We start from the raw sequence: 17,291 nt of genomic DNA, 5'->3' as shown, positions 1-17,291 counted from the left end.
AATTATGAGTATGGAAGCAACCGCACGCGTTTCTGAATTGGGACGCCCCAAAAACGACGATGGCCAAGCACACACCGGTGCCATTACCGTCGTCGGAATTGGAGCAGGCGGAGTAGAAGAACTCGGTGCGCAAGCTCGCACCGCACTACGCCAAGCCACAATCATCATCGGATCCAAACGCCAACTCGGGCTACTACCTGAAGACTTCCAAGGCGACCGAATCACATGGCCATCTCCACTTCTACCAGCGATCCCCGCACTCTTCGCTGAATTCATAGACAAAGAAGTCGTAGTCCTTGGATCCGGCGACCCCATGTTTCATGGTATCGGCAGCACGCTCCACCGACTACTTCCGCATCACAGCATTACGGTGATCCCGCAGCCATCATCGGCATCGCTAGCGTGCGCTCGACTCGGTTGGGCACTCGATACAACAAGCGTCTACAGCCTCGTTACCCACCCCATCGCACATCTCACATTAGCAATCGAACAAGGGGACCGTTTCCTAGTATTAGGACGCAACCATGAGTCTCCACACGAGATCTGTGAACACCTTATTTCTTTAGGTCAAAGCACCGCAGAAGTAACCGTTCTAAGCGATATCGGCAGCGTAAGCGAAACAATCACATCAGGAACCGCTACTGACTATCCTTCGAACGATTCAGCACTAAACATTATTGCGATACGCCCTCACACAGCCACCCGCAGTAGAATACCGGGGCTGCCAGACTCGGAATACATCACCGACGGCCAGCTCACAAAACGACATGTACGAGCACTCACGCTATCAGTGTTAGCCCCTAAACCTCATGAAACACTATGGGATATAGGAGGAGGATCCGGTTCCATCGCTATCGAATGGCTGCGTTCAACCCCACAGACAACAGCTATCTGCTTCGAAATATCTGAAGAACGTCGCGAACGAATCCTCAGCAATGCAATCAACCTTGGGGTTTCCGATAGGATAGCGGTGCAGCAAGGTGCCCCCAGAGCATTCGACGATGTTCCAGACAACCCCGACGTAATCTTCATTGGCGGTGGACTTACCGCGCCGGGTGTATTCGAGGCCGCATGGAAACGTCTACCAGTAGGGGGTCGATTAGTGGCCAACGCAGTGACGGTAGAAAGCGAACAAATGCTTTGGGCGTTGCGTAAGCAATTTGGTGGAACCATGAGTTCGTTTGCCATTTCGCATGAGCACACAGTGGGCTCATTTATCACCATGAAACCTGCGCTACCGGTACACCAATGGACCGTAGTAAAAGAATTGACAAAGGAACTCTGAGTAGAAAGCAATAAGGTTTAATTCATTATGACTGTTTACTTCATCGGTGCAGGCCCCGGCGCTGCAGATCTCCTTACGCTTCGTGCGCATAACATCATCAAATCAGCACAGGTGTGCATGTACGCCGGATCTATTGTTCCACCAGAAATATTGGAATCTGTCCCACAAGACGCTCAGGTGATTAATACAGCCCGCATGCCGCTTGACCAGATCATGGAAAAAATAGTTGCTGCGCATAAAGATGGATATGATGTCGCCCGACTGCAGTCTGGTGACCCCTCTATTTATTCGGCTGTGGCAGAACAAGTGCGCAGGCTCACTGCGCTGGGGATTGACTATCAAATTGTCCCAGGAGTACCCGCTTTTGCTGCTGTTGCCGCAGCTTTGGGGCATGAACTTACTGTCCCTACAGTCGGTCAAACAGTAATCCTCACTCGAGTTTCGGGTCGTGCATCAGCTATGCCGCAAGGCGAGGATCTGCCCACTTTAGGCAAGAGCGGCGCAACTTTATGCATCCATCTCGCAGCACATGACATTGACCGTGTCGTATCGGAGCTGCTTCCTCACTATGGCGAGCATTGTCCCGCAGCTGTAGTTGCTTACGCATCTCGTCCAGAGGAGGTAATTGTCCGGGGAAGACTTGCTGACATCGCAGAAAAGACACGAAACGCTGACATTACCCGTACAGCAATCATCGTGGTCGGAAAAGTTCTCGAAGCTGAAGGGTTCCCTGATTCATTCCTATATTCCGATGACCGACCGCGAGATGAGCACGGTAGGACGGTTCCATGCGCGCACTAATTTTGGGAGGCACTGGGGAAGGCCGAGACGTAGCTGCGATTCTTCATGCTGCTGGTTGGCGCGTGACAAGTTCCTTAGCTGGGCGCGTTTCCAATCCGAAGCTTCCAGTCGGCGAGGTCAGAATTGGAGGCTTTGGAGGGCCTGCTGGACTGACACAATGGCTATTGCGCGAAGAGGTTGAAGTTATCATTGATGCAACCCATCCGTTTGCAGAACGTATTAGTGCCTCGGCCGCCGAAGCGAGCAGAGCTACTGGTATTCCTTTGATTGCGTTGCATCGCCCCGAATGGAAGCCAAGGCCCCGTGACCGTTGGATTCCAGTGAAATCGATGCAGGAAGCTGCTGAAAAAGCCGCGCGTGACTATCACCATATTTTTCTAACAATTGGTCGGCAGCAACTAGCACCATTTGCTCAGGACTCTCATAATCTTTATGTCGTACGTGCTGTGGAACATCCACAAGTGGCGCTACCTCAGCGTCATCGGTTCATACTTTCGCGTGGTCCTTTTACACTGGAAAGCGAAAAGAAATTGATGATTGATAACCAGATAGACTGTGTTGTCACCAAAAATTCTGGCGGGCCGCTCACACACGCCAAGCTTGATGCAGCACGCGATCTTGGTATTGACGTAGTAATGGTGCAACGACCTCAATTGCCCAAGGTTACTCATGTTGCTACCTCAGCTGCAGAGGTCGTTGAAATTATTGATTCCTTGTAGCTCAGGATGTAAATAATCGGTGTGGCCTCAAGCTTTTCTAATCTAAAAGCTTGAGGCCACACCGATTTAAATGCTCAACAAACTAGGTGTACCACCGCGATGTAAATACGCGGACTCCATCACTACCTTGGTAAGTTTTAGTCGTCGACGCCCCGATAATGACCATTGTTCTCATATCAACAATGTCTGGATCAAAGTCGTCAAGCGTCGTCACCGTCACTGCTTCTTGATCGGATCCCACAGCACGAGCGACGATGACAGGTGTTGATCCTGCCTGATACTCACTAACGATTTCTTTCAGGCGCGCGACTTGCCAACATCGCTCTTTTGACGCAGGGTTGTAGCAAGCAAAAGCCATATCAGCACTGGCTAATGCTCGAATTCGTTTTTCTACGATTTCAAAAGGCTTTAGCCGGTTAGATAACGAAATCATGCCAAAATCATGTCCCAAAGGTGCGCCTACTCGAGAGGCAACGGCTTGAGCCGCAGTCATTCCTGGGATGATGCGAACCGGTACATCACGCCACTGATCGTCATCAGCGGTTTCCAAGACTGCTGCTGCCATTGCAAATACTCCGGGATCACCAGAAGAAACTACAGCAACTTTGCGGCCTTGTTTTGCCATGTCTAAGGCCATGGCTGCTCGTTCCGCTTCGACTTTGTTATCCGAAAGGTGCCTCCGTTGTCCCGCTTGCTGTGGCACCCGATTCACATACGTGGAATATCCAACAATGTCGGTGGCTTGTTTAAGCTCAGCGATAACTTCGGGAGTTGTCCAGCGATGAGCACCTGGGCCAAGGCCAACAACTACTACTTCGCCTTGTTGTTTAGCACCCGAGTTCCCATTGGTATCTGTGATAGAAGGAACCACAGCTACGGAGAAGTAGGGAATGGCCTGTGGGTCTGCTTCCATGACAGGAACTGAGTGCTGATCAGCCATTCCGACACGTACCACCACGTGAGCACGGCCTGCGACGCCAGCTTCAATCATTGCTTCGCGGACTTTATCGAAGGTGCGACCGAGCTTCATGACGACGGCACCGTCAGAATCTGACAGGCGCGCCACGAGCTCGCTATAAGGCAATGTTCCCGGAAGGATCGTAAGTACATCGTCATCTTCACACAGCGGTTTTCCTAGCACATCAGCAGCTGAAGTGACCGAAGGAATGCCAGGAATAATTTCAGCCTCAAAATCTTCAGACAACAATCGATGAATATGCTGGTACGAGCTATAAAGCATCGGATCTCCCAGTGCAAGAACTACTACGTTCTTACCTTCGATCAGATGATCACGTAAGCGTTTGCCCACACTGGCGTAAAATTCTGCCATCGCACCGGCATACCCACTTGGATGTTCTGTAATACCGGTCGTAACAGGGTATTCCAGTAGCTCGAGCATCTGGTCTTGGCGAATGTACTGTTCCGCAATACGATGAGCAGCCGATTGGCCATTCGACTTCGCATGGAACGCAATAACATCGGCCGACTTTATTGCTTTTACTGCTTTAACGGTAAGCAGCTCAGGATCACCAGGACCTACTCCAACTCCGATAAGCTTTCCTGCAGTCACAGTTGTCATGGAAGAATCTCCTTTTCCGTCGCCAGAGCATTGACCGCGGCACAGGTGATAGCTGATCCGCCACGACGCCCGTGAACAGTGACAAATTCGACGCCTAAGTCGTGGGCAACATTAGCTAATGCTGCTTTCGATTCTGCGGCACCAACGAATCCCACAGGAATACCCAAAATCGCAGCAGGTCGTGGTCGCTGCGGATCCTCAGCAAGCCAATTAAGCAGGTGAAAGAGTGCCGTAGGCGCATTGCCGATAGCAACAACTGCACCAGCAATATGTGGCTCCCACAGTTCGACAGCGGCAGCACATCGAGTTGTACCAAGTTCCCGAGCTAGTTCCACCGTACGAGGTTCATTGAGCAAACAGATTACTTCGTTGTCTGCAGGCAATCGATTACGAGTCACGCCGCTTTTGACCATATTGACATCAGTCAAGATTGGTGCGCCTCGGCGCAATGCATCACGGGCGGTATCGACAACATTGGTGGACAATTCTATGTCTTCCGCCAAATCGACTTCACCTGCTGCGTGAATCATTCGAACCGCGATCTGTGCCTGTTTGTCATCGAACCGGCTTAAATCCGACTCTTCACGAATCATGGCAAAGGATTGCCGATAGATCTCGTTACCGTCTGTGATGTATTCGAAGCTCACCGTTCTGAAACCTCATATTCTCCGTCGCCGACCGCGACGTATTCAGTGTGATGTGACAAAGGGTGACCGCACCTGCGATCACACCCTGAAAAGTGTACTAAACCATTGATCTCATCACCGGATTGGACAAGCGTCATCGCATCTTGTTGCGTATTGGTCAGCGATTTTTGACAGCCTGGAAGGCCGGTACAAGCTGTGACCTTGAGCCAAGGGGAGTGGGCATCAAAGATAAGACCTTGCGGCGCCAAAACCTTTGTTACTGCTTCTGCTTCATCTTCTTTCAAACCATGGATTACAAGCGAAGCCCAGGGCGTAATCGATGTTTCAGCTCCTACAGCCGCAAGAATGCGAGCAACCTTCGACGTCAGAAAACCAAACCGCAATCCTGCGCCCAAGGTCACGGTACTGTCGCCTGCTGAAATCCAGCCAATCGGACGAGCAGATCCTTGAGCACGTGGGACAGCAACCTGACGACGTACTACGTCGAAACGCTCATGAAGCTCCTCAGCGATCCGTTGACGTGCAACAGGACTTTCGTGTAATCTCCATTCAATTTCACGCATATTTTGCCAAATCTCCGCAGCTGCAGTGAGGATTGTGGCAACTTCATCAGAATCAGCTATAGCGACGCTCGTTGTTTTACCACCCAAAATCAGCTGGTGAGCTCCGTCTACATATACCACGCCAAAATCGGGATTCTGGCTCACGATATCTCCAGAACCGGCATCGAAACCAAAAAGAGTACGGCCAGAAAGGCCAGCAACCACGTCGTTTTCTTGAAGAGTTTGATCCAAATCATCCGTAAGCTTCCACAGCTCAGGGCTCAGCGGTGAGCACAAAATGTTTCGGATCTTATCGTGGCGACGGGAAGGCAAAAATCCTGCAGCTTCAACTACATCTGCAAATGCTGCCTCATCCGATACACCTCGGAACTGCATGTTGCCTCGAGTCGTGATGTGAATGCTTCCATCACCTAGCTCATCAGAAATCCGAGCAATGTCTTCCCATTGAGATGCACGAACACGACCACCGGGGAAGCGAACACGACCAATGGCACCATCATTTGCATGGTGAAGTTTTAGCGCTCCAGGGCACATATCGGAGCGGCTTCGGTCAGGATGTGCGATAAGTACAGCAGCAGACTTCACATCTGCGCTCTTCTGAAAAGTCATGGCGCTCATAGTAGTCACATAAAACCAACAAAACTCACTAATGTGAGGTGTTCAATGCTGGCTTTTGTCACATTAGGTCATCATAATTTTTGATTAGTGTCCGACCGAATTGAACCCGAGTGCATCAACTCAGCGCGACATGCAGTGGAAATCCTCGCACTCAGTTAAGCTAGACCGGAACCATGACGTAGTCACAGAACACTTTCACGGATAAAAATCACAGTCGTGAACTCGGTGAAAACCCGGACGGTCGCGCCATTGTTACAGTCAGACCACAACAGTGATGCTTTTCTTTCGAAAGACGTGCTCTGAAACAGAGACATATGTCATGCAACTTTTACACCTGCGCTGGGCGCGCCTCCCACGAAAGGAATTGACGTTTTACAATGATCACATTGCTCTCCACCTCTGATACAGATTTACTATCGGCCAAAGCAGCTACATCACAATCAGAAGTAGAATTCCAGTACTTCAATCCCAACTATGTGAATGAAGAAAAACTAGGCGAGCTCATCTCCACAACCGACATCTTTGTAGTTCGTCTACTAGGTGGAAAACGGGCTTGGGAAGCAGGCCTTGATACGCTCCTTTCTACGCATATTCCTGTTATCGCAGTTTCCGGTGAACTAGCAGTCGATGCAGAACTCACTGAGTTATCGACTGCTCCCGCAGGCGTTGTCACAACGGCACACACTTACTTAGCCGAAGGTGGAGCAACAAACCTCGCCAATTTGCACAACTTCTTGTCTGACACGCTGCTGCTGACTGGTCTAGGATTCGATCAACCTCAGCACATGCCATCCTGGGGATTTTTGGATTCCGCCGCACACCAGAACAGCTTCGAATCATCGCTACCGAAAATCGGCATCATTTATTACCGAGCCCAACACATTGCAGGAAACACTGCATATATCACCGAGCTTGCCAACGCTATTGCAGCTCAAGGCGCAGTACCCGTACCAATCTTCTCGGCTTCCTTGCGCCAAGCATCAGAAGATCTACTCGCTGAACTTTCTACATGCGATGCCTTAATCACTACAGTTCTTGCAGCTGGTGGTACAAAACCAGCAACCGCAGGCGCAGGCGGAGATGATGAAGCATGGGACGTCGCCAAGCTAGCTGCCCTCGACATTCCTATCATCCAAGGCTTAGCCCTCACCAATTCCAAGTCCGACTGGAACGACAACGACGAAGGACTAAGTCCCCTCGACGTAGCAACCCAAATCGCCGTACCAGAATTCGATGGACGACTGATTACCGTCCCATTTTCTTTCAAGGAATACGACGAAGACGGACTTATCGCCTATGTTCCTGATAACGAACGCTGTGCTCGACTAGCTGGTATCGCAGTACGCCACGCCCAATTACGCAAAAAAGAAAACAAGGACAAAAACCTTGTTCTCATGCTTTCCGCATACCCAACTAAGCACGCTCGTATCGGCAATGCAGTCGGCCTTGATACACCGCTATCTACGCTAAGAGTTCTAGAAGCGCTACACACCGCAGGCTACAACATCGGTGACCCCGCCAATATCCCCGGTTACAGCACCGAAGGAGACCACGACGGCGATGCCCTCATGCACGCCATCATTGCAGCAGGTGGACACGACCCAGAATGGCTCACCCAAGACGTACTAGACAACAACCCCCTCAAACTTGCAAAAGACGACTACCTCGACTTCTTCGCAACCTTGCCTAGCGCAATGCAAGAAGAAATGACCGAACACTGGGGTGAAGCTCCAGGAACTCACTACGTCAACCCCAAAACACACGAGCTTTACATAGCCGGACTACAGTTCGGCAACGTCGTCGTCATGGTCCAACCACCTCGCGGCTTTGGTGAAAACCCAGTAGGCATTTATCACGACCCAGATCTACCTGCTAATCACCACTACCTCGGCGTCTACTTCTGGCTCCGCGAAAAATTCCACGCTGACGCCATCGTCCATATGGGAAAACACGGCAACATGGAATGGCTACCTGGCAAAAACGCCGGCCTATCACCAGAATGCTATCCAGACCAAGCGATCGCAGATCTCCCCTTGATCTACCCATTCTTAGTTAACGACCCAGGCGAGGGGACACAAGCAAAGCGCCGAGCACACGCCACGCTAGTTGACCATATGATTCCACCAATGGCACGAGCAGAAACCTATGGTGACATCACTCGACTCGAGCAGCTACTCGACGAACATGCAACCATTGCAGCCATGGACCCAGCTAAACTTCCCGCAATCAGGCAAGAAATCTGGACCCTCCTTCAAGCCGCAAAAATGGATCGCGACCTCGGATGGGATGAACGACCAGACGAAGACGCATTCGACGACAAAATGATGGAGATCGACGGCTGGCTCTGCGAAATCAAAGACGCAGCTATCCGTGGTGGCCTCCATATCCTTGGCGAAAACATTACCGGAGAAATTCGCGTCGAACTCGTTCTCGCTATGCTCCGCGCACGCCAACTTTGGGGAGGAGAAGAAGCAATCCCAGGACTTCGCGAAAGCCTTGGGCTCTCCGAAGCAGGCGACGAAAACCGACACCGTGTCGACGATATTGAAAACATCGCACACGGAATGCTCACCCGCCTCGAGCAAAACAACTGGGACCCTACATCAGTAACCGAAATCGTCGATAATGACGAGCTACCAGATGATGCCAACCGCGCCGGGGTTACGTCGCTGCTCATTTTCGCATGCAACGAGATCATCCCACGTCTCGAACAAACACCCCGCGAAATCGATCAAATTCTCCGCGCTCTAGACGGACGCTTCATTGAAGCTGGCCCATCGGGTTCTCCAATGCGTGGCCTAGTCAACGTTTTACCTACCGGACGTAACTTTTATTCAGTAGATCCGAAATCCTTACCTTCACGCCTAGCGTGGGAAACTGGCCAATTGCTGGCAGATTCTTTAGTTCAGCGATACCGCGATGAGCACGATGGGCAGTACCCTAAGTCTGTCGGACTTTCCGTATGGGGAACGTCCGCAATGAGAACTTCTGGCGATGATATCGCTGAAGTATTCGCACTGTTGGGTGTTCGTCCGGTATGGGACGAGGCTTCTCGACGCGTTGTTGATCTTGAAGTCATTTCGCTAGAGGAACTTGGGCGTCCCCGAATTGATACAACCGTTCGCATCTCGGGCTTCTTCCGTGACGCATTCCCACATGTACTAGCCCTTATCGACGACGCAGTTCAGCTAGTTTCTCAGCTGGACGAACCAGCAGAACAAAACTTCATTCGTGCGCACATAATGTCGGATCAGCACGATCACAATGTACCGGTTCGACGAATCTTCGGATCGAAACCAGGAACCTACGGCGCTGGACTTCTAGAACTCATAGAATCTGGCAATTGGCGCGACGATCAGGATCTTGCAGAGGTATACACCAACTGGGGCGGATACGCCTATGGCCGAGGAGTCAACGGCGTAAAAGCCCACGAAGAAATGCGAAGTGCGTATCGACGCATCCAAGTGGCTGCTAAAAATGTTGATTCTAAGGAACATGACATTGCAGACTCCGATGATTACTTCCAGTTCCACGGCGGAATGGTAGCTACAGTTCGTGCGCTTACCGGATCAAATCCCGAGGCGTACATCGGGGATTCGACTCGCCAAGAAACGGTCAAAACGCGAACGCTACATGAGGAATCTCGTCGTGTATTCCGAGCACGTGTAGTAAATCCTCGCTGGATTGAAGCAATGCGTCGCCACGGGTACAAAGGCGCTTTCGAGATGTCCGCAACCGTTGACTACCTCTTTGGCTACGATGCCACCACTGGCCTCATGGACGACTGGATGTATGAAACGCTAACCGATACATATGTAAAAGACCCTAGTAATCGCGAGTTCTTTGAAAAATCAAATCCGTGGGCACTTCGTGATATCTCGGAACGTTTGCTTGAAGCTGCCGATCGAGGCATGTGGGAAAACCCAACAGCAGAGGCACTGGATACCTTGCGTAATACTTTCCTAGAAATGGAAGGAAATCTCGAAGAAGACACACAAAACTAGGAGCCTTGTTTCGTCTCATGAGCAGGTAGGGTAGGAGTATGCGTCTTTATTTTGCTTTGCCCTACTTCCTCATCGAGGCTTTAGCTTTTTGGGGAGTATCTCGGTGGCTCGGAACTGGGGTCGCCTTGATCCTCCTTTTTGCGTGCTTATTCGGTGGACTCATTCTTGCTGCATGGGAAATGCAAAATATTTCTCGCAAACTTAGCCGCGGGACGGCTTCCGCAGGACGTGCAGTAGGAGACCTTGGTTTGATAGGTGCCGGAGCAATGGGCGTTGCAATGCCGGGGTTTGTTACCTCGATTGCTGGTCTACTACTTATCTTCACCCCCACACGTGCCCTAGTGAGAAATCTCTTGGCAAAAAAGCTTCGGACAAAGATCGAAGAACTCGGTGCTATAAGCTTTGAAGCAACAAATGCGTATCGACAACAAGCACACTACGGATCGTTCGCTCAACCTCATGCCTCGGAACAAGTAATCGATGAGGAAGAAATACAATCGTGGACTCGAAACCTTAAGCCGGAAGATTTCGGTACCGATGATCCAGGCTCTAACGATTCGGGCCGAAAGTAGCTTATAAGAGTGAATCGGAAAAATCCCCAAGCAGCTCGAGCCCTTCTCACGCGTTTCGCTGCAGCGGCAGTCTCAGCGTTGCTCGTTTTTTCGTCTTATCAGCCTCTAGGCTGGTACATCTGTGCACCAATCGGTATCGCATTGCTGCTATGGTCACTAGCTCCTCGGCGTTCAGAATATGTCTCCTCGGGAATGAGCACACTTATCGCGATACTTCATTCCGCAACACTGTTTTTATTACTTCTTCCATGGGTCGGCGAATTCGTAGGGGCTATGCCTTACATTGCGTTGTCCATATTTTTATCTCTGTATTCAATTCTGTGGGGAGCACCATTAGTAAAACTGCTCGCTACGCGAATAGGGTGGATTACAGCTCCCTTTGTATTGCTCGCAGTAGAATGGCTGCGGTCCAGCTATCCATTTGGCGGTTTTGCATGGGTTCGTCTCGCCTGGGGCCAAATAGGAGGCCCCTTAGCGCCCTTGGCAGCATGGGGCGGCCCTGCATTAGTCTCATTTGCCACAATGATGGTAGGAGCATTGATCTTTGCACTGCTCCAGAGGACAAACACACGATTGGTTCTCACGATCTCTGCCATCATGAGTGTAGTCACGGCCAGCACATGGTTTAACCTCAATTTCACTGAAAGCCAAGAGTCAACAGGGCAGCACCAAGTCACCGTGGCTGCTATTCAAGGCAATGTTCCTCGACTTGGACTAGATTTCAATGCTCAGCGTAGAGCTGTATTAGCGAACCATGTCCAAGAAACAAGAAAATTAACTGAGCCAGTAGACTTCATAGTTTGGCCAGAAAATTCCTCGGATGTCGATCCTTTTGCAGATGTTCGCGCACGCAATCTCATCGACTCTGCGGTCGTTTCAGCACAAGCGCCCATCGTTGTCGGGACGGTCACAACCGATGAAGTAGGCGCTCGGAATGCCATGGTAGTTTTCGATCCGGAAAATGGAGAAGGGGACTGGCATGTCAAAAAGTTTTTACAACCTTTTGGCGAGTGGATGCCTTGGCGCGACTTTTTCCGAAAGTTTTCTTCGCTCGTTGATCTCGCAGGCAATTTCAAACCAGGTGAAGGTAACGGCGTTGTACGAGTTCATGCTGCCCAATTAGGAGAAACAGTCAAGCTCGGAATAAGCACTTGTTACGAAGTGGCATTCGACCAAGCAGGACGAGACGCGGTACTGGCGGGGGCACAAATTTTAGCGACGCCTACGAATAATGCCACTTTTGGGTTCACAGATATGACTTATCAACAGCTTGCTATGAGCCGTATGCGCGCAATCGAACTCGACCGAGCAGTGGTCATTGCAGCTACTTCAGGTGTTTCGGCTATAGTGACGCCGCGTGGTGAAGTTCTCGAACACTCGAAAATATTCGAATCGGCAACTCTAGTACAATCGCTTCCGTTGAAAGAAACCATCACTTTTTCCGCGCAGTATGGCACGCTATTGGAGGAAGTCTTAGTTATTATTGGAACTCTATGCGCAGTATCTGCGTTAGCTATACGCAGAAAGATGCCTAAAGCATCAGCTCGAGCACCAAGCAAATAGAATTGACCAATTGAGGAGCTACGAAAAACTCATGTCCATGCCCAGCGAAAAAACCTTGGTGATCATTCCAACGTATAATGAGTTGGAAAATCTCCCATTGATCACGGGACGTGTACGTAAAGCAAACCCTAACGTAGACATCCTCGTCGTGGATGACAATAGCCCAGATGGCACAGGAGAAGCCGCCGATGCCTTGGCGGCTTCCGACTCACACATTAAAGTGCTTCACCGCGAGGGTAAAGGCGGTTTGTGTGGGGCCTACGTCGCTGGCTTCCGATGGGGCCTGGAACGCGACTACACCGTACTATGTGAAATGGATGCGGACGGTTCACATGCACCCGGGCAACTTCACCTGCTGCTTGCACAGGTAGATAACGGCGCGGACCTCGTCATCGGTTCTCGTTATGTACCAGGTGGCGAAGTTGTGAACTGGCCGAAGAATCGATGGGTGCTTTCTAAGGGCGGTAATATCTACATTTCCTTAGCACTCGGCGCGGGACTTTCTGACATGACCGCGGGTTACCGTGCTTTCCGCCGAGAGGTACTCGAGACAGTTGATCTCAACGAGCTATCTAATGCTGGCTACATTTTCCAAGTAGATATGGCGTGGCGTGTCATCCAGCTTGGCTTTGATGTGCGCGAAGTTCCGATTACCTTTACAGAGCGAGAGATCGGTGAGTCTAAACTTAACGGTAGTTTTGTCAAGGATTCCCTCCTCGAAGTAACAAAGTGGGGCATCCACCACCGCAAAGAACAGATCACCAATCTTTATACAGAGTCTTCACGTCTCATTCACCATGAGATTAGCTCTTTCCGTAAGAAGCATCTTATCTAGAGCCCATCTCGAATAGGGGCGGTGCACAGGATTTCTCCTGTGCACCGCCCCTATTCGTTTCAAGTCGAAATCTGACTTTAGGAATTTTGAGCTGCAGCAGCTTCTTCCTGCTGTTGTTTCAGCAAACGCGCAGCATTGCGACGTCGTTTACGAAGCATTTCAATCCGCTCTTCCAAAAGAACATCAAGTTCTTCAAGAGAACGACGTTCACGAAGCATATCCCAGTGTGTACGTGCTGGCTTAACGGGCTTAGCTTCTACGCCTTCACCTTCCATAAGGATGCCCAGCTGACCATTCTTGCACAGCCACTCACTTGGTATCTCAGCGTCATGAGCGAAAGGCACGTCAAAAATTTCACCCGTTTCAGTTTTGTAACGGACCATCTGACGTGGAGCGAGATCATGATCACGGTCAGTTTCGTAGCTCACAGCACCCATTCGACTGCCACGTAGTACGCGATCTGCCATAAGAGGAATCCCCGTCCTTTCGTTCTAGCGATTCAAACATTGGATGTTCATAGTGTCATGTTTCTTCACAAGTAGGAGAGAAACCGACATGACTACACAGATCTTTCACTATAACGTATGGTGGCTAGCTTTTTGTTCCCAGCATGGCCTTTATAGGAGTTTTACCGATATAAAAATATAAAATCCATAAAATTCACCTACGAAAAGGGCCTTTGATATTAGTCGAATATACGGTAGGGAGTTTCATTCGCTATGATATGGCGGATGCCTACGAAACGAATCCCGACCTGCGCCTGGTGCGGCAAAGAGCTAGACTCCAACGGCCGTGGTCGTCCGAAGAAATTTTGTAGCCAATCTTGCAGACAGCGCGCATATGAACAGCGACATGGATCCGGAGCAAAAACCGCGCTCCCAGAAGGAGCAGTTGTCTTAGTACCCGAAAAAGTAGACAACCTCCGCGATGCACTGTACGAACTACGATGTTCCGCCGAAGATATAGCCACAGCCGCAGATGAAGGCATCAGCGCCGAAGATATGAAAGAGCTTTGTGCAGAGCTTGTCTCATTGGCAAAGAAAATCGAGAGATTAAGGTAAAAGAGACATCACTATGGATAAAAAGCAAAAGCCCATTATTATTGGCACTTTTATAGCGGTCGCGGTTCTCGCCATCGTAGCGGTAGCCATAGCCCTTATCCCATTGCTCACAAACCCAGGGGTAAAAACCGAACAGGTAGACACCTCCAATGCACAGCCAGCTTCCACAGATATTGATGGAGAATGGTCCGTTACTTACGGAAAAGCCCCCAATATCAGTTCTGCAGGTTTCACCTTCCATGAAGTTCTACCTGGTGACAAGAGAATCACATCAGGATCCACACGGTCAGTGTCAGGAAATGTTTCCGTTAAAAATTCACACTTAACTTCCGGAACTGTCACAATCGATATGGCAGATATCCACACCGACAATCAAAAGCGCGATACCAACGTACGCTCAAAGATTTTCGAAACTGCCAAATATCCTGAAGCGTCTTACGAGATTTCCCAAGAAGTAGATCTTTCGGCCGTACCAAGCGATGGAACATCTATCGAACTTAAGATTCCCGGAAAACTCACCATCCACGGTGTAACACGTGACGTGACACCAGATTTCACAATTATTCGCGACGGCAATACTGTAAAAGTATCGACGACCATTCCGATCAATCGGCTCGATTTTAATGTACACACGCCTGAGTTTGTAGCCGCAAAAATTGGCGAAAACGGGGAAATCAACGTCTTGCTAAACCTCGAAAAGTCCGGATCCTAGTAAAGAGGCTCGATAACGATGGTACATAGAATGATTCCTGCATTGTGGCTCCGGATTATTGTGCTAATAGCGTTCATGGCGTATATCGTTCAACAATCTTTGCCTTGGCTGACGCTTATCGCTGCAGCATTTGCTTTACCTACCGGCCTACAGTTGTGGGTAGCGTATCGTTCTAAAAAAGATGATCGAAATTTTTCTTAAATCAAAACTGTAGGTCGATGAGAAACGCCCCCGTTATTATGTCACTGTGACGTAATAACGGGGGCCGTTGGCCTTATTGATCGCATCCCCAAAAGGAAAGTTGTCACCGTTCACAGGCCCGCATCTAGGCCAGTCGAATAGGAGTTACCATCACGTATAAATTTGAACCTCAATACCACGTTGCTCAAATATAAATCTCCGTTAAAGGCAAGCGTTGCAAACGGTGCAAGCAGTGAAGATTGGATGCCATTAATTACCAAGCTGAACGGGCTTGGCCTAAGGGATATTTGAATGGTTCCAAATGTCCGATAATGTACATTATGCCATTTAGGACTTCCCTTCGCGAAAAAGGCTGTAATGCACTTCCACATCACAGCCGATTTGTTCTTGCTTCCTTTTCCTACAGCGCCTTACGTCGAACTATCGCCGCATAAATCGCGCCAGAGATATTTGCATAGATTGTCGCAACTGCACCGGGCAACGCCGCTTTCGGTGTAAAAACTGTGTTGCCATCGGAGCTGCCAGTCCAGAGTTTTGTATGACAACCTCGATCGACGTAGTACGACATGAAGCTTCTGGTTGACGTACTGCACGAGCGCTCCAGTATCCAGCAATAAAACCAATAAGATTTTGAATCGCAATACCTAACACAACCACGATGCCAACTGTTACTAATTTAGCATGCGCCCCAGCTACAACGGTCATCGTCACGATCCCAATCACTACAATCGAAAGCCACGGCAATACCGGCAGTACAGCATCGACAAAGCGCTGTGCGAAAAACCTTAAAATGAGCCCAAAACCAACAGGAATCAATACAGTTTTTAACAGGCTCACCATCATTTCTCCAGCTAACAGCAGCATGATCAGTGGTGTGGCAAAAAGTGAAACCAATGTAGAAACTGATGTCATTGCCACAGACAGTGCACGTCTCCTTTTGCTAAATACGCTAATACGTTGGAGGCGGTGCCCATTACGTTGTTAGCAGTTCCGCTTGAAGGAACCCAGGATTCGTACCCCTAGCCCCCATGCTGGGGCAGGCTATGTTTTGTCTGCGTTCCTTCTGCCTTGTGGCAGTTGAACTAGTCGCTGGCTTCGGTATGGCTTGTTTTCGTCCCTGTCTGAAAATGATCCCGGGGTGATACCACCGAAGGCAGTGACATACCCCAGACTGATAATAGGAACCTGACCCGCACAGTATGCGCGAGGTCTCACAGTAATGTGGATGCCAGCGTGAAGTATGTCCGACCACCAGCGATGAAATAAGTCTCATACTCGTTCAATTCGCTAGGAGTTCTGGCATGACCTACGACTATGTCATCGGCATGGACGTTGGCAAATACTTTCACCACGCTTGCGTCTTAGATATCGACGGCGCCCAAGTACTATCAAAGCGCATCAACCAAAACGAAAAATCCCTGCGCACACTCTTTTCAACATTCAGCGCAAACAACCACAAAGTCCTTGTCGTCGTGGACCAGCCCAATAACATTGGGCGACTAACTGTCGCGGTTGCCCAAGATATCGGAATCGACGTGCGCTACCTTCCAGGTTTGGCTATGCGCCAACTTTCCCGCATCCACGCTGGTAATGCCAAAACTGATATCCGGGATGCATATATCATCGCCCACGCTGCAAAACCTTCCGGAATCCCTCCGCAGTGTCGACCACGTCGAAGAAGCCTTCCTCCAGTTGAAAGTCCTAGGACGGCATCGACGAAGACTTAGCACGCTCCTACACTAGGCTCATCAATCAGATTCGAAGTGCACTAGTTGGCTGCTACCCGCAATTCGAACAAGCCCTTCGCGGCCAGATAATCCACCGCACATGGGTTCTGCACCTCCTTGCACACTACGGCGGGCCCACCAAAATAAAGAGCCTCGGAAAAGCCAAAGCAACTGCCTTTGCTCGACGCTATAAGGCACGCAATCCCGAGCCCATCATCGATGCCATATTCGCTGCCATCTCTGAGCAAACAGTCGCCATTGCTGGTGCACACTATGCCGAAATGGGCGTAGCAATGTCGGCGAAGGACGCACTTGGTAAAGCTCGAGCACCGCAAACAAATCGAGCAGGAAGTCATCGAGCTCATCAACGACATCCCCCACCTCGGACCTGACCCCCGTTTGGT

13 protein-coding genes and 2 pseudogenes are annotated in these 17,291 nt (G+C 50.1%); 10 read left to right on the top strand and 5 right to left on the bottom strand.

Annotated elements, in window-relative coordinates; genetic code table 11:
• Positions 1-4 precede the first annotated feature (4 nt).
• Genes cbiE through ABMV07_RS06965 form a run of 3 tightly spaced genes read left to right on the top strand, consistent with a single transcriptional unit; the run spans position 5 to position 2,805 of the window.
• Complete coding sequence (gene cbiE / locus ABMV07_RS06975) at positions 5-1,285, top strand: precorrin-6y C5,15-methyltransferase (decarboxylating) subunit CbiE (RefSeq protein WP_196981628.1); 1,281 nt, start codon at positions 5-7, stop codon at positions 1,283-1,285.
• A 27-nt stretch (positions 1,286-1,312) separates the two neighbouring features.
• On the top strand, positions 1,313-2,086 hold the full coding sequence (gene cobM, locus ABMV07_RS06970) for a precorrin-4 C(11)-methyltransferase (RefSeq protein WP_197690057.1): 774 nt from the start codon (positions 1,313-1,315) through the stop codon (positions 2,084-2,086).
• A complete protein-coding gene (locus tag ABMV07_RS06965) occupies positions 2,074-2,805 on the top strand; it encodes a cobalt-precorrin-6A reductase (RefSeq protein WP_088267032.1) in 732 nt (243 codons plus the stop codon). Before cobM ends, ABMV07_RS06965 begins: the two co-directional genes overlap by 13 nt.
• An 82-nt stretch (positions 2,806-2,887) precedes the next feature.
• Here the strand turns inward: ABMV07_RS06965 and cobJ are convergent, their stop codons facing one another.
• From cobJ to ABMV07_RS06950, 3 genes are read right to left on the bottom strand one after another with little or no spacing between them, the layout of a single operon-like run.
• On the bottom strand, positions 2,888-4,384 hold the full coding sequence (gene cobJ, locus ABMV07_RS06960) for a precorrin-3B C(17)-methyltransferase (RefSeq protein ID WP_088267031.1): 1,497 nt from the start codon (positions 4,382-4,384) through the stop codon (positions 2,888-2,890).
• Entirely contained in the window at positions 4,381-5,031 is a 651-nt protein-coding gene (locus ABMV07_RS06955) for a precorrin-8X methylmutase (protein WP_088267030.1), read from the bottom strand. The genes cobJ and ABMV07_RS06955 overlap by 4 nt, the downstream gene beginning before the upstream one ends.
• Positions 5,028-6,212, bottom strand: coding sequence for a precorrin-3B synthase (locus ABMV07_RS06950; protein WP_088267029.1), 1,185 nt, complete (start codon positions 6,210-6,212; stop codon positions 5,028-5,030). The genes ABMV07_RS06955 and ABMV07_RS06950 overlap by 4 nt, the downstream gene beginning before the upstream one ends.
• 377 nt (positions 6,213-6,589) lie before the next feature.
• On the opposite strand from ABMV07_RS06950, the gene cobN reads away from it, so the two are divergent.
• Genes cobN through ABMV07_RS06930 form a run of 4 tightly spaced genes read left to right on the top strand, consistent with a single transcriptional unit; the run spans position 6,590 to position 13,186 of the window.
• Positions 6,590-10,216 carry a cobaltochelatase subunit CobN gene (gene cobN, locus ABMV07_RS06945; RefSeq protein WP_197690056.1) on the top strand — a complete coding sequence of 1,209 codons (3,627 nt, stop codon included), beginning with the start codon at positions 6,590-6,592 and terminating at the stop codon, positions 10,214-10,216.
• Positions 10,217-10,254: 38 nt separating this feature from the next.
• Entirely contained in the window at positions 10,255-10,788 is a 534-nt protein-coding gene (locus ABMV07_RS06940; RefSeq protein ID WP_088267027.1) for an FxsA family protein, read from the top strand.
• 9 nt (positions 10,789-10,797) lie between these two features.
• A complete protein-coding gene (lnt, locus tag ABMV07_RS06935) occupies positions 10,798-12,351 on the top strand; it encodes an apolipoprotein N-acyltransferase (RefSeq protein ID WP_088267026.1) in 1,554 nt (517 codons plus the stop codon).
• A gap of 31 nt (positions 12,352-12,382) precedes the next feature.
• The gene (locus tag ABMV07_RS06930) at positions 12,383-13,186 is read left to right on the top strand and encodes a polyprenol monophosphomannose synthase (protein WP_088267025.1); all 804 of its coding nucleotides are present in this window, start codon (positions 12,383-12,385) and stop codon (positions 13,184-13,186) included.
• A 77-nt stretch (positions 13,187-13,263) separates the two neighbouring features.
• On the opposite strand, the gene ABMV07_RS06925 is transcribed toward ABMV07_RS06930, so the two are convergent.
• Positions 13,264-13,653: an RNA polymerase-binding protein RbpA gene (locus ABMV07_RS06925; RefSeq protein WP_014301899.1), complete on the bottom strand. Its 390-nt coding sequence runs from the start codon at positions 13,651-13,653 to the stop codon at positions 13,264-13,266.
• A 264-nt stretch (positions 13,654-13,917) separates the two neighbouring features.
• On the opposite strand from ABMV07_RS06925, the gene ABMV07_RS06920 reads away from it, so the two are divergent.
• Together ABMV07_RS06920 and ABMV07_RS06915 are read left to right on the top strand one after the other, a co-directional pair.
• Entirely contained in the window at positions 13,918-14,247 is a 330-nt protein-coding gene (locus tag ABMV07_RS06920) for a hypothetical protein (protein ID WP_162495017.1), read from the top strand.
• A gap of 13 nt (positions 14,248-14,260) precedes the next feature.
• Positions 14,261-14,959: a YceI family protein gene (locus ABMV07_RS06915; protein ID WP_197690054.1), complete on the top strand. Its 699-nt coding sequence runs from the start codon at positions 14,261-14,263 to the stop codon at positions 14,957-14,959.
• Positions 14,960-15,560: 601 nt separating this feature from the next.
• Here ABMV07_RS06915 and ABMV07_RS06910 read toward each other — a convergent pair.
• A pseudogene (locus ABMV07_RS06910) lies at positions 15,561-16,131 on the bottom strand (bile acid:sodium symporter family protein); the annotation flags it as partial.
• 330 nt (positions 16,132-16,461) lie between these two features.
• Between ABMV07_RS06910 and ABMV07_RS06905 the strand changes: the two are divergent.
• Positions 16,462-17,268: pseudogene (locus ABMV07_RS06905) on the top strand (IS110 family transposase); the annotation flags it as partial.
• Between the last annotated feature and the right edge of the window lie 23 nt (positions 17,269-17,291).

The sequence above is a fragment of the Corynebacterium belfantii genome (genome assembly GCF_041898185.1).
In the GTDB taxonomy this organism is placed as follows: Bacteria; Actinomycetota; Actinomycetes; order Mycobacteriales; family Mycobacteriaceae; genus Corynebacterium; species Corynebacterium belfantii.
Note: the sequence above shows the minus strand (reverse complement) of the source record. Positions and strands in the feature narration are given on the sequence as shown.